11 protein-coding genes are annotated in these 12,862 nt (G+C 59.3%); 7 read left to right on the forward strand and 4 right to left on the reverse strand.

Translation table 11 applies throughout. The annotated features are described in order from the left end of the window. Positions 1–109: 109 nt before the first annotated feature. A complete protein-coding gene (locus AC5SEM_RS03030; RefSeq protein ID WP_007918504.1) occupies positions 110–478 on the reverse strand; it encodes a YkgJ family cysteine cluster protein in 369 nt (122 codons plus the stop codon). 301 nt (positions 479–779) lie between these two features. On the opposite strand from AC5SEM_RS03030, the gene AC5SEM_RS03035 reads away from it, so the two are divergent. Further along, a complete protein-coding gene (locus AC5SEM_RS03035) occupies positions 780–2,129 on the forward strand; it encodes a spinster family MFS transporter (RefSeq protein ID WP_077571424.1) in 1,350 nt (449 codons plus the stop codon). A 162-nt stretch (positions 2,130–2,291) separates the two neighbouring features. On the opposite strand, the gene rapA is transcribed toward AC5SEM_RS03035, so the two are convergent. Further along, the gene (rapA, locus tag AC5SEM_RS03040) at positions 2,292–5,138 is read right to left on the reverse strand and encodes an RNA polymerase-associated protein RapA (RefSeq protein ID WP_495472146.1); all 2,847 of its coding nucleotides are present in this window, start codon (positions 5,136–5,138) and stop codon (positions 2,292–2,294) included. Positions 5,139–5,379: 241 nt separating this feature from the next. Between rapA and AC5SEM_RS03045 the strand changes: the two genes are divergently transcribed. The 4 genes from AC5SEM_RS03045 to AC5SEM_RS03060 all read left to right on the forward strand — a co-directional run bounded on the left by AC5SEM_RS03045 (position 5,380) and on the right by AC5SEM_RS03060 (position 7,143). Continuing rightward, the gene (locus AC5SEM_RS03045) at positions 5,380–5,721 is read left to right on the forward strand and encodes an aspartate-semialdehyde dehydrogenase (RefSeq protein ID WP_077571425.1); all 342 of its coding nucleotides are present in this window, start codon (positions 5,380–5,382) and stop codon (positions 5,719–5,721) included. 96 nt (positions 5,722–5,817) lie between these two features. Beyond that, positions 5,818–5,979: a hypothetical protein gene (locus AC5SEM_RS03050; RefSeq protein WP_007918490.1), complete on the forward strand. Its 162-nt coding sequence runs from the start codon at positions 5,818–5,820 to the stop codon at positions 5,977–5,979. A gap of 146 nt (positions 5,980–6,125) precedes the next feature. Beyond that, entirely contained in the window at positions 6,126–6,239 is a 114-nt protein-coding gene (ccoM, locus tag AC5SEM_RS03055) for a cytochrome c oxidase subunit CcoM (protein WP_003222396.1), read from the forward strand. Positions 6,240–6,981: 742 nt separating this feature from the next. Then, the gene (locus AC5SEM_RS03060; protein ID WP_495472147.1) at positions 6,982–7,143 is read left to right on the forward strand and encodes a hypothetical protein; all 162 of its coding nucleotides are present in this window, start codon (positions 6,982–6,984) and stop codon (positions 7,141–7,143) included. 322 nt (positions 7,144–7,465) lie between these two features. On the opposite strand, the gene AC5SEM_RS03065 is transcribed toward AC5SEM_RS03060, so the two are convergent. After that, positions 7,466–8,941 (reverse strand): inorganic phosphate transporter, encoded by a 1,476-nt coding sequence (locus AC5SEM_RS03065; protein WP_034153067.1) that lies wholly within the window; start codon positions 8,939–8,941, stop codon positions 7,466–7,468. Between the two features lie 374 nt (positions 8,942–9,315). Further along, a complete protein-coding gene (locus AC5SEM_RS03070) occupies positions 9,316–9,516 on the reverse strand; it encodes a hypothetical protein (protein ID WP_008080067.1) in 201 nt (66 codons plus the stop codon). 650 nt (positions 9,517–10,166) lie between these two features. Here AC5SEM_RS03070 and pcaR point away from each other — a divergent pair. Both pcaR and pcaK read left to right on the forward strand, forming a co-directional pair. Then, positions 10,167–11,009, forward strand: coding sequence for a pca regulon transcriptional regulator PcaR (pcaR, locus tag AC5SEM_RS03075; protein WP_495472148.1), 843 nt, complete (start codon positions 10,167–10,169; stop codon positions 11,007–11,009). A 294-nt stretch (positions 11,010–11,303) separates the two neighbouring features. After that, positions 11,304–12,650, forward strand: a complete 1,347-nt coding sequence (pcaK, locus tag AC5SEM_RS03080) for a 4-hydroxybenzoate transporter PcaK (protein WP_495472149.1) — start codon at positions 11,304–11,306, stop codon at positions 12,648–12,650. Positions 12,651–12,862: the final 212 nt, after the last annotated feature.

Below are 12,862 nucleotides of genomic sequence, written 5' to 3' on the forward strand. Positions count from 1 at the left end.
ACGCAGGCGAATGACAGGAGTATAGAGGCGGTTTTTGGACTGGAAGGGGTAGTGGCACATTGGCGCTAATGATTTCGGCATTAGCGTCATAGCGATTGGCGCTAAAGGCTCAAGCGATCTGTTCGAAAGGGATTTGCGCCCAGTCCGGTTGCAGCGGCGGCAAGCCGAAACGCGCGCGGGCCTTATCGCAATCGACATTCTGTTCGCCGTTTTCCCAAGACGATTCGAACTCTCGGCAGGGGCTGGAGCGCAATTCATAAATCGAGCACTTCACCTCGCTGCCGACTTCGCCGACCAACGCCGTGCAGCGCGGCGATTTACAGTCGGTGCCGTTCATCGCCACCCGGCTCGGGCTGATCTGCGTGACCAGTTCATCGGGCACCGTGCCCCCGGAAGATGAGCACTCACCCCAAAAGAAAGACACGCGAAAATGGGAACAGCAGGCACCGCAATTCAGACACGGACTGACTTCAGACATGGGCGAGGGTATCAAAGGGATTGATCGGGAGATCCGGACGGATCCGGCGGCCATTCTAGGCTTTGCCGCAGACTTGGGAAGGGGGGCGCGAAACTATTTTTTTGTGGCAAGGTTTTGCCGCAAAAGCCCCGGTTTTCGGGGGATTGCAGGCTTATCAAGGGCTTACGTTTCGTTACAGTGCCATGGGCCGATATCAGGCAGACGAATGATCACAGACAGCCTCGGCGCGGCTGACTAGATTGCAGGTTCCGGGCTCGGATGCGTTGGCAGTGAAGCCCTATAACAATAAAGAGACGGACCCATGCAGAACTCGACCCAAGCGGCGAATGCCTGGCGCATTCTGTTCCTGCTGTTCCTCGCCAACCTGTTCAACTTCTTCGACCGCACCATTCCGGCGATCATCATCGAGCCGATCCGCATGGAATGGCACCTCAGTGACTTTCAACTGGGCATCGTCGGTACCGCATTCACTATTGTTTACGCGATTGCCGGGCTGCCGCTGGGGCGCATGGCCGACACCGGTTCGCGCAGCAAGCTGATGGGCTGGGGTCTGGCGACGTGGAGTGCGCTGACGGCGGTCAACGGTCTGGTCGGCAGTTTCTGGAGCTTTCTGATCGTGCGCATGGGCATCGGCATCGGCGAGGCCAGTTATGCACCAGCGGCCAATTCGCTGATCGGTGATCTGTTTCCGGCCCATCGTCGGGCGCGGGCGATGGGCATTTTCATGCTCGGTCTGCCATTGGGGCTGTTGCTGGCATTCTTCACCATTGGTGCGATGGTCAAGGCGTTTGATAGCTGGCGCGCGCCGTTCTTTATTGCCGCGGTGCCGGGGCTGATCCTGGCGATCTTCATGTTCTTCATCAAAGAGCCGAAGCGCGGCGCAGCGGAGACCGTGCAGGTTTCGCAAGAGAAGGTCGACAGGCCGATCCGGCGGATTCTGGCGGTGCCGACCTTTCTCTGGCTGGTGCTGGCCGGGTTGTGCTTCAACTTTGCGACGTATGCCTGCAACTCGTTTCTGGTGCCGATGCTGCAGCGCTATTTCCTCATGCCGTTGCAGGAAGCGGCGGTGGCCACCGGCATGATCGTCGGTGTCACCGGGCTGGTGGGTTTGACGCTGGGCGGCTGGATTGCTGACAAGATTCACCAGCGTGTGGCTAATGGTCGGTTGTTGTTCGCCGCGTTCAGCCTGATTATCTCGACGCTGTGCACGGCGTGGGCGTTGCATTCAGGGCGCATCGAGATTGGCGTATTCGTGGCGGTGTTCAGCGTCGGTTGGTTGTTTGCCTACAACTTCTACACCTGTGTTTACACGGCGATTCAGGATGTGGTCGAACCACGTTTGCGGGCGACGGCGATGGCGTTGTTCTTTGCCGGGTTGTATCTGTTAGGCGGTGGTTTGGGGCCGGTGGTGGTCGGTGGTTTGTCCGATCATTTTGCGCACACGGCGATGGCGGCGGCGGGGGCGGAGCAGATGACTGAGGCGTTCAAGGCTGTGGGGCTGCATGACGCGATGTACCTGATTCCGGTGGCGCTGTTTTTGACCATGGTGTTTCTGTTTCTGGCGGCGCGGTGTTTTGTCCGGGATGCGCAGCGGATGAAGGAGGGGCTGGTTGCGGTGGTTGAGCCAGAGGTTGCTGCGGCGACTGCTTAACCGCTATCGCGAGCAGGCTCACTCCTACAGGAGAACGCATTCCAACTGTAGGAGTGAGCCTGCTCGCGATAGGGCCCTTAGCATCGGCAAGTAAATAACAGGCAAACAAAAAGGCCCGCATCGCTGCGGGCCTTTCTGTTTTCAGCGGTGGAGCGGGGCGGTTTAGCCCGCCACCAACACCCGAATCGCTTCCAGACGCAACGCCGCTTTATCCAGCATCGCCAGACCCTGCTCGCGCTGTTCACGCAACGCCACCAGTTCGCTGTCACGCACAGTCGGGTTGACCGCTTGCAACGCGGTCAGGCGCGCCAGTTCTTCGTCGGTGTCGGCCGCCAGACGGCGACGGGCCTCGGCCACGCGCTCGGCGTGACGCGGGGCGATCTTGTCTTCACCGGCGTTGATCCGCGGCGTCAGCTGATCGCGCTGGGCCTGGATGAACTTGTTGGCGCTGGCGCGTGGCACGCTTTCCAGCTGATCGTTCAGGGTTTCAAACGAGACGCGAGCCGACAGGTCGTTGCCGTTGGCGTCGAGCAGGCAGCGCAGGGCGGCTGGCGGCAGGTAACGGCCCAGTTGCAGCGAACGCGGCGCCACCACTTCGCTGACATACAGCAGCTCAAGCAGCACGGTGCCCGGTTTCAACGCCTTGTTCTTGATCAGCGCGACGGCGGTGTTGCCCATCGAGCCGGACAGCACCAGGTCCATGCCGCCCTGCACCATCGGGTGTTCCCAGGTGATGAACTGCATGTCTTCACGCGACAGCGCCTGGTTGCGGTCGTAGGTGATGGTCACGCCTTCGTCGTCGCCCAGCGGGAAACTGGCGTCGAGCATTTTCTCGCTCGGCTTGAGGATCAGAGCGTTTTCCGAATGGTCTTCGCTGTCGATGCCGAACGCGTCGAACAGGGTTTCCATGTAGATCGGCAGGGCGAACTGATCGTCTTGTTCGAGGATGTCCTCGACCAGAGATTCACCTTCGCCGGCGCCGCCGGAGTTGAGCTCCAGCAAACGGTCACGGCCGGTGTGCAGTTCGGCTTCGAGACGCTCGCGCTCGCTGCGCGCTTCGTCGATCAGCGCTTGCCACTCACTGTCGTCGGCTTCTTCGAGCAGCGGCAGCAGGCGCGGGCCGAACTGGTGCTGCAAGGCGTTGCCGGTCGGGCAGGTGTTGAGGAACGCGTTCAGCGCTTCGTGGTACCACTGGAACAGGCGCTCTTGCGGGCTGGTTTCCAGGTACGGCACGTGCAATTCGATGATGTGCTTCTGGCCGATCCGGTCGAGACGACCGATACGCTGCTCGAGCAAATCCGGGTGCGACGGCAGATCGAACAGCACCAAGTGGTGAGCGAACTGGAAGTTGCGACCTTCACTGCCGATTTCCGAGCAGATCAGCACTTGTGCGCCGAACTCTTCATCGGCGAAGTACGCGGCGGCGCGGTCACGCTCAAGGATGTTCATGCCTTCATGGAACACCGTGGCCGGGATGCCGGAACGCACGCGCAGGGCGTCTTCCAGGTCCATCGCGGTTTCGGCGTGGGCGCAGATCACCAGCACTTTGGTGCGCTTGAGCATTTTCAGCTGATCGATCAGCCACTCGACGCGCGGGTCGAATTTCCACCAGCGCTCTTCTTCACTGGCGTCCGGTTGCGCCTGGAAGCTGACTTCCGGATACAACTCGGCGTGTTCGCCCAGCGGCAGTTCGAGGTATTCGTCCGGGCATGGCAGCGGGTACGGGTGCAGTTTGCGCTCCGGGAAACCCTGCACGGCAGCGCGAGTGTTACGGAACAGCACGCGGCCGGTGCCGTGGCGATCGAGCAGTTCACGCACGAGGCGGGCGCTGGCTTCAGTGTCGCCATCGTTGACCGCGGTCAGCAGCGCTTCGCCTTCGTTGCCGAGGAAACCCTGAATGGTTTTGTGCGCTTTGGCCGAGAGACGGCCCTTGTCGAGCAGTTCCTGAACGGCTTCGGCCACCGGGCGATAGTTGTCGCTCTCGGCGCGGAAGGCGGCCAGGTCATGGAAACGGTTCGGGTCAAGCAGGCGCAGACGGGCGAAGTGGCTGTCCTGGCCGAGTTGTTCCGGAGTGGCGGTGAGCAGCAGCACGCCCGGGATGACTTCGGCGAGTTGTTCGACCAGCGAGTATTCCGGGCTGGCTTTCTCTTCGTGCCAGACCAGGTGGTGCGCTTCGTCGACCACCAGCAGATCCCAACCGGCAGCGAACAGTGCGTCTTGCGCCTTCTCGTCGTCGACCAGCCACTCCAGCGCGACCAGCGCCAGTTGGGTGTCTTCGAACGGGTTGGCGGCATCGCTTTCGATGAAGCGTTCTTCGTCGAACAGCGCGACCTGCAGGTTGAAACGACGACGCATCTCCACCAGCCACTGGTGCTGGAGGTTTTCCGGGACGAGGATCAGCACGCGGTTGGCGCGGCCCGAGAGCAGTTGGCGATGGATCACCAGACCGGCTTCGATGGTTTTACCCAGACCCACTTCGTCCGCCAGCAGTACGCGCGGCGCAATACGGTCGGCGACTTCTCGGGCGATGTGCAATTGGTGCGCGATCGGTTGCGCACGCACGCCACCCAGGCCCCAAAGCGAAGATTGCAGCTGGCGGCTGGTGTGTTCGAGGGTGTTGTAACGCAGCGAGAACCACGCCAGCGGGTCGATCTGCCCGGCGAACAGACGGTCGCTGGCCAGGCGGAACTGAATGAAGTTCGACAGCTGGGTTTCCGGCAGGGTGACGGCTTCGTTCTGCCCATTGAGACCGTGATAGACCATCAGGCCGTCGACATCGTCGACTTGCTGCACGGTCATCTTCCAGCCTTCGAAGTGGGTGATGCTGTCGCCCGGCGAGAATCGCACGCGGGTCAGGGGCGCATTCCGTAGCGCGTACTGGCGGGTTTCGCCAGTGGCCGGGTAAAGCACGGTCAACAAGCGGCCGTCCTGTGCCAGAACGGTGCCTAAACCAAGCTCTGCTTCGCTGTCACTGATCCAGCGTTGCCCCGGTTGATACTGCTGCGCCATGCTGCCTGACTCCCACCTTGAAAAAGCGGGCTATCTTAACGGAATGCGGGCTTCAGGCCAAAGGATTAGGAGCAGTTGCGAGCTTTTAGCTGCAAGCTGCAAGTCGAAGCACGCGGCGGTCATGCGTCGGTTTTACGAGAGAACAGGGCACCGGTGAGTGTTAACCCGGTCACAAGTTTGCGACCGACGGCTCAAGGCGCCTTTGCCGCAGCCGATAGCCTGCTGACAGGAGACCCTTTATATGTTGCCACCGATGCTCCCCCTGAGCGCTGTGCCGATCACTTCCCAGCAGGATCCGATCCGCCAGCGGCCGGACATTCCTCCGGTGGTGCCGGTGCAGGAAAGCTCCAACGAAAGCACGATCGATCTGCAAAAACGCGATCCGGAAGAGGATCGTCTGCTGGCGCGCGAAGAACAGCGCCGTCAGCAAGAACGTGATCGCCGCCGCCGCGAGGCTGACGAAGACCCGGAAGAACACCTGGCCATACCCGGTACCGAGTTGAACGCCGATAACACCGTGCCGGTGGTGCCGCTGATGGAAGATCAGCCGCGTCAGGGCTTGTGGGTCGATATCGAGATCTGATCTTCGGCTGGTCAGCGCTGGTGTGACGTTGCATTATTGATGCGGTCCTGCCGGTGATGTGGCAGTTGTGATTCTTTCAAGTGATGTACTGACGCCATGAGCCAAGACGACAAACTGATTGACCTCAGTACTGAACGCGCCAAGCGCGTGCATGACATTAAAGAGAAGCGCCTGAACGAAGTGCGCCAAGCGTTCGAGCAGGCGATGCCGTTGGGCAAAGCAAAGAAAAAGTCGAAGAACAAGCCGAAAAAGCGTTGATCTGCCCCTGCATCCGTTGATGCAGGTCATTTAACTTCCCTCCTTTATCCCCCCTTCGTTGCTGGTATTGATCCCGGTCAATTTGTGCGTCTGTGTGTTTGGTAACTTAGGTCCATCGCAGCAGAGCAGGGGCCAGGAGGCCAGTCATGTTTTTCGATAACGTGGTGTTTGCCGGGGTCCTGACTGTAGGGCTGATGGTTCTGTTTTTTGCAGGGTTTGGATTTTTTATCTGGAAGGATGCGAATAAGCGCAAGAAGTGATTCTTCTGGATTGATGAGCACGCAAGGCATTTTGGGGCGACTTCGGTTGCCCCTTTTTTTTGTGTCTTGGCGGCCTGTGGGCCGACCATGTTCTTGGGGTTTTGGGTGTATATCCGTTGCTGCGGGTGTTGCTGATTAGGGTTCCGCCCTTACGGCGGGTCACCTTTTCCAGACGCCGAAAAGGTAACCCAAAAGGCTTGCTCCTGCGTGCGGCCCGCTCGCTGGGGCTCGGGGTTCCTTCGCTGCGGGATCGATCCGGGCGCAGCGCCTACGGTTTGCTTCGCTGCACCTCCTCTCGCTGTGTTTGGCTGCGCCAAACGGTCGCTGCGCTCCCACGCCCGGATCAATCCCTCCACTCAGCCTTCCGACGTCGCCCGTGGATCAAGATCAAGAGCAGGCGAGCTGACACTCGGCCTATTGAGTGGTGAAGAGCGGGGCGTGGTCGGCTTTGGATTTGTGGTGGTGCTGCCCCTCACCCCAGCCCTCTCCCGAGGGAGAGGGAGCCGATTTGTGGGCCTTTCAAATCTGAGTTCAACGCGGAGTTGCACGTCGGCGTAGCTCGCCCAAACACCTCGGTCAGTCCCCTCTCCCTCTGGGAGAGGGTTAGGGTGAGGGGCTTTTGATCTGTTTCCAGAATCTGAGTTCGACTCGGTATCCCAAGTCGGCGTACTTCTGCCAAACACCTCGATCAGTCCCCTCTCCCTCCGGGAGAGGGCTAGGGTGAGGGGCGTTTGATCTTGCTTTGGCTTTGGCTTTGGCTTTGGCTTTGGCTTTGGCTTTGGCTTTGGCTTTGGCTTTGGCTTTGGCTTTGGCTTTGGCTTTGGCTTTGGCTTTGGCTTTGGCTTTGGCTTTGGCTTTGGCTTTGGCTTTTGATCTTTTGCCCCTTTCGGCAGGCCGAGCGTAGGTGTTCATCCGGGGGGGAGGCGCGCAGCGCCGTGCGGCGTAGCCGCATACATCGAGAGGAGGTACAGCGAAGCAAACCGTAGGCGATGCCCCCGGATGGACACCGTAGCGAGGGAACACTGAGCCTCAGCGAAGTGCCGTACGCCAGGGGCAAAGCCTTTTGGTTCCTTTTTGGCGTTTGAAAAAGGGACTCGCTGTAAGAGCGAAACCGCCAGCGGCAACCCCCGCAGCAACGGATATGCCCCCAATCCCAATCCCCAATCCCCAAACACAAAAAAGGCGCGATCCTCTCGAATCGCGCCTTTCTCATGTCCCGCTATCTATCAACTACCCAGCGCCTTCGACGCCAGCCAGAACAACCCAGCCGACAGCGCAACCGTCGCCGGCAAGGTCAACACCCATGCCAACAGAATGGTGCGAACCGTGCCACCCTGCAGGCCGCTCTTGTTAGCAACCATGGTGCCAGCCACGCCCGAAGACAGAACGTGAGTGGTCGACACCGGCAGGCTGAAGATGTTGGCCATACCGATCAAACTGGCCGTGGTGATCTGCGCCGACATGCCCTGGGAATAGGTCATGCCCTGCTTGCCGATCTTCTCACCGATGGTCAGAACAACGCGTTTCCAGCCGACCATAGTGCCCAGGCCCAAAGCCAGGGCAACCGCCAGAATCACCCAGAACGGGGCGTATTCGGTGGTGGTGGTCAGGTCTTTGCGCAGCTTGTCGAGGTCAGCCTTTTCACGCGGTTCCAGGCCTGGCAACTTGCCAACCTTTTTCGCGGTGTCGTCCAGGCACAGCAGGTAACGACGCACTTCGATGCGGCTCTCCGATGACAGCGAGTGGTAGTCCGCTACACCTTTAAGGGTGTGCAGCAAGGCGCTGATGGTCGGTTCGGTCTGCTGCGGGTTGCAGCGGAATTTCTCCGGCAGGTCGCCTTCTACGCTCTTGCCCAGGGCCAGGAATTCACCCAGCGAATCGGCGTTGCGCTGGTAGAACTGGCTCAGGTGCAGGGTCGCATCGCGAGTACGTTCGATCTGATAAGTGGTGCTGTTCAGGTCGAGAACGAACTGCGCAGGCACGATACCGATCAGCACCAGCATGATCAGGCCGATGCCTTTCTGGCCATCGTTGGAACCGTGCACGAAGCTCACGGCCATGGCCGAGATCACCAGGACCAGACGGTTCCAGAACGGCGGATGCTTCTTGTCGTCGATCTTGCGGCGCTGTTCCGGTGTCTTGTGCATCTTCGACAGCGGACGCCACCACTTCAGGCCGATCAGGATCAGCGCGGCGATCAGGAAACCGGCCATTGGCGAGAACACCAGTGAGGCGCCGATGTCGATCGCTTTCTGCCAGTTCACGCCGTCGGCCAACGGAATGTCGTTGATCAGGGCATTGGCCAGGCCGACACCGAGGATCGAACCGATCAGGGTATGCGAGCTGGAAGCCGGGATACCGAAGTACCAGGTGCCCAAATTCCAGGCGATTGCCGCGGCGAGCAACGAGAACACCATCGCCAGACCATGGCCGGTGTTCACATTGATCAGCAGTTCCACCGGCAGCAAGTGAACAATGGCATACGCCACGCCAACGCCGCCCAGCAGCACGCCGAGGAAATTGAACACACCGGAAAAGAACACCGCCAGGTGAGGCGGCATGGCTTTGGTGTAGATAACAGTGGCTACCGCGTTAGCGGTGTCATGAAATCCATTGATGAACTCGAAGGCGAGGACAAACGTCAGGGCGAGCAAGAGGCTCACAAGCACCCAAGCATCCAGTCCGCTGAATAAATCGATCATGAAGGTTTTCTGACCCGGTCGTAAGGGGGCGCGATTATGCCAGAAAAGACTGGAAATCGATGCCCTACCTGCTCATCGGTTACACACTTCTTCGATTTAATTTGTTGCAGCGCATGAAAACCAAGCGTCGCGCAGGGTTTTTCAAGTCTTTGATTTATATGAAAAAAGACTTTTTTGATAAGCGTTTTTACCGCCACAGGAGAGGCTCAAACGCCTGTCTGAAATATCTGTGAAACGTGTAGGAAGCGCCCTTCAGCCTGCCAGGCGGGGAGATCGCCGCTGCCCGCGGGTAGCGGGCGCGCAAGGCTTCGTCTCGACACCGCGCTTGTAACCGGTGTGCACGTAAACCCTCGAAAGATACAAATAACCGTGGCTCACGGCTCTTCGGCTTTGAGTTCCTTTTCGATCTTTTCGATTTCCTGTTTGAAGACCTGATCCTGAACAGTGGGGCGTTTACGCCATGCCTTGCGTTCCGGTTCCGGTTGAGCGGCGTAGGTGGTGACTTCCCCGCCGTAAACTTCCTTGTAACGTTGTTCCTGGCGCTCAAGTTCCGCGCGCAGTTCGTCTTTCGTCACAGTGCTACCTGTATGAGTTGAGATAAATGTCTGGTGAAACGCGCTGCAACGAATCCAGTGAGTGGCCCGGTCGAGTGCTCAGCGCCCGGACAGGCGTTGAGGTCATCGCATGGCGATCAAGACTTCCATGTTGCAGGCGGCTACGACACCAGATTAAAACTGACGCAGCATCAGTTTCCTGTTTCAGCAAGCGCTGGCGTTGCATAAGTAATGCGCATCAGGCGCTGGCCAGGCTGACGGCAATGGACATTGCCTCAGCAGGTGGTCGCCGCACCGAATCAAACAACGCGGCCCCACTGAGATGCATTATAGCGGTCGATTCAGGAATGACTATCTTTGCCAAGTTAAAAACGGTTCGGGATGTGTGATCGTTTTGTTATTCGCAACTTTTGTTACTAGTTGTCGAGCGGACAAATCGTTATTTACCCGGCGATGTGTTTTTGGCGCCATTTAGTCGAACAACTAAGACGCGATTGAACGGCTACCGAAGTTGAACAAGCGTTCAATGCCGGCGTTGAGGTGGCTGCGCCGGATTGCGATTATCGGTCGACGGTTCGATAATCGCCCAATCTTGCAGGCCCGACGCTTGTGCATTGGTCGGCGAGCCGCTTGTATAGCCCATTGATCCGTGCCGTATAGAAGGACAAGAAATGAACGATCAAATGCGCAACTCTTTCACCTCCGTGGCGCCGCCGATCGTCGCCTCGCCGGCCAAACGCATCCAGGCGCTGACCGGTGATCCGGACTTCATGACCTCGCTGGCCCGGGGCCTGGCGGTGGTGCAGGCGTTTCAGGAGCGCAAGCGTCATCTGACCATCGCCCAAATCAGTCACCGCACGGAAATTCCCCGCGCCGCCGTGCGCCGTTGCCTGCATACCTTGATCAAACTCGGCTACGCCACCACGGATGGTCGCACCTACTCATTGCTACCCAAAGTGCTGACCCTCGGCCACGCCTATCTGTCGTCGACGCCGTTGGCAGTGTCCGCCCAGCCGTACCTCGACCGCATGAGCGAGCAACTGCACGAAGCCTGCAACATGGCCACGCTCGAAGGCGACGACATTCTCTACATCGCGCGTTCGGCGACGACTCAGCGGCTGATTTCGGTGGACCTGTCAGTGGGCGGGCGCTTGCCGACGTATTGCACGTCGATGGGGCGGATTCTGCTGGCAGCACTGGACGACACGTCCTTGCGTGAATACCTCGATCACGCCGAACTCGTCGCCAAGACCAGCCGCACGATCCATACACCTGATGCCTTGCTCGAATGCCTGCAGGAAGTGCGGCAGCAGGGCTGGTGCATCGTCGATCAGGAACTGGAACAGGGTCTGCGCTCAATTGCCGTGCCGGTCTACGACGCTTCCGGCCAGGTGGTGGCGGCGCTCAATGTCAGCACCCACGCTGGTCGCGTCGGCCGTACCGAACTGGAGCAGCGCTTCCTGCCGGGCCTGCTCAGTGCCAGTCGCGACTTGAGTGCGCAGTTGTTTGCCTGATGAAGCTGTTCGATAAACGCACAGTGTTGCGTTTATCGAATTGACGCTAAAACCCCCGGATCATTAATGTCGCGGCAGCGTCATCCGGCGCTGATGTGAATGAGCCCGCCGGACTGTCGACTCCCATAATAATGACAAGAGGCAACTCACCATGCGCACGCTCTCCGACTGTCTCCGCTCCACCCGCTGTTGCCGGGTTTCCCGCAACGCCTGATCCAGACCTTCTATTCTTGTGACCGTGCCGCGTTTTGGCCGGCCGCTGTTCGACTGCGTTTTTTGCGGGGAATAAAAATAATGAACCAGCCTCAGTCCGCTGTAGGTAACTGCCTCGACGTGCAGACCTTCATCAATGCCCAACCGATCTCGCGCTATCAGTGGCGGGTGGTGATCCTGTGTTTCCTGATTGTCTTCCTCGATGGCCTCGACACCGCGGCGATGGGCTTCATCGCCCCGGCGTTGTCGCAGGACTGGGGCATCGACCGCGCCAGCCTCGGCCCGGTGATGAGTGCCGCGCTGATTGGCATGGTCTTCGGCGCACTCGGTTCCGGCCCTTTGGCTGACCGCTTCGGGCGCAAAGTGGTACTCGTTGGCGCGGTGGTTCTGTTCGGTGCCTTCAGCCTGGCGTCGGCGTACAGCTCCAATGTTGAACAACTGCTGGTGCTGCGCTTCCTGACCGGTCTGGGACTGGGTGCGGGGATGCCGAATGCCACCACACTGCTCTCGGAATACACCCCGGAGCGCAAGAAGTCGCTGCTGGTGACCAGCATGTTCTGCGGTTTCAACCTCGGCATGGCCGGTGGCGGGTTCATTTCCGCCAAGCTGATTCCGGCGTTTGGCTGGCACAGTTTGCTGCTGATCGGCGGGATTCTGCCGTTGATTCTTGCCGTGGTGCTGCTGTTCTGGCTGCCAGAGTCGGCGCGCTACCTTGTCGTGCGTAACCGCGGCACTGACAAAGTGCGCAAGACCCTGGCACCGATCGACCCGGTCACCGTCGCTCAAGCTTCCAGTTTCAGCGTGCCTGAACAGAAGACCGTCAAGGCGCGCAACGTGTTTGCGGTGATCTTCTCCGGCACTTACAGCACCGGCACTTTGCTGCTGTGGCTGACCTATTTCATGGGCCTGGTGATCGTTTACCTGCTGACCAGTTGGCTGCCGACGCTGATGCGAGACAGTGGCGCGAGCATGGAGCAAGCCGCGTTTATCGGTGCGTTGTTCCAGTTTGGCGGGGTGTTGAGCGCGGTCGCGGTGGGATGGGCGATGGACCGCTTCAATCCGCACAAGGTCATCGGCATTTTCTACCTGCTGGCCGGGGTGTTTGCCTACGCGGTCGGGCAGAGCCTGGGCAACATCACCTTGCTGGCGACTTTGGTACTGATGGCGGGGATGTGCGTGAACGGTGCGCAATCGGCGATGCCGTCACTGGCGGCGCGGTTTTATCCGACGCAGGGGCGGGCGACCGGGGTCTCGTGGATGCTGGGGATTGGCCGCTTTGGCGCGATTCTCGGGGCGTGGATGGGCGCGACGTTGTTGGGCCTGGGCTGGAATTTCGAGCAGGTGCTGACGGCGTTGGTGATTCCGGCAGCATTGGCCACCACGGCGGTGGTGATTAAAGGCATGGTCAGTCATGCGGATGCGACTTGAGTTTCATGCGTAGAAATATTCGTTGAATGTTCTGGCCTATTCGCGAGCAGGCTCGCTCCCACATTTGGAATGCGTTCCCCTGTAGGAGTGAGCCTGCTCGCGATGCTTTTGATTCGATTGTTAGGAGAACAACAATCCGTTCGATAAACGAACACTCAGTCGATTATCGGATTGTTTGGCCATTTCCCCAGGCTTAATCTGCAGTGACTCCG

This window comes from Pseudomonas sp. CH61, from assembly GCF_059429415.1.

What these genes read in the sequence shown, in the direction of transcription:
- pcaR (WP_495472148.1), top strand. Translation starts at nt 10,167, where the DNA reads ATGAACGATCAAATGCGCAACTCTTTCACCTCCGTGGCGCCGCCGATC.
- AC5SEM_RS03030 (WP_007918504.1), bottom strand. Translation starts at nt 478, where the DNA reads ATGTCTGAAGTCAGTCCGTGTCTGAATTGCGGTGCCTGCTGTTCCCAT.
- AC5SEM_RS03065 (WP_034153067.1), bottom strand. Translation starts at nt 8,941, where the DNA reads ATGATCGATTTATTCAGCGGACTGGATGCTTGGGTGCTTGTGAGCCTC.
- pcaK (WP_495472149.1), top strand. Translation starts at nt 11,304, where the DNA reads ATGAACCAGCCTCAGTCCGCTGTAGGTAACTGCCTCGACGTGCAGACC.
- AC5SEM_RS03050 (WP_007918490.1), top strand. Translation starts at nt 5,818, where the DNA reads ATGAGCCAAGACGACAAACTGATTGACCTCAGTACTGAACGCGCCAAG.
- AC5SEM_RS03035 (WP_077571424.1), top strand. Translation starts at nt 780, where the DNA reads ATGCAGAACTCGACCCAAGCGGCGAATGCCTGGCGCATTCTGTTCCTG.
- rapA (WP_495472146.1), bottom strand. Translation starts at nt 5,138, where the DNA reads ATGGCGCAGCAGTATCAACCGGGGCAACGCTGGATCAGTGACAGCGAA.
- AC5SEM_RS03045 (WP_077571425.1), top strand. Translation starts at nt 5,380, where the DNA reads ATGTTGCCACCGATGCTCCCCCTGAGCGCTGTGCCGATCACTTCCCAG.
- ccoM (WP_003222396.1), top strand. Translation starts at nt 6,126, where the DNA reads ATGTTTTTCGATAACGTGGTGTTTGCCGGGGTCCTGACTGTAGGGCTG.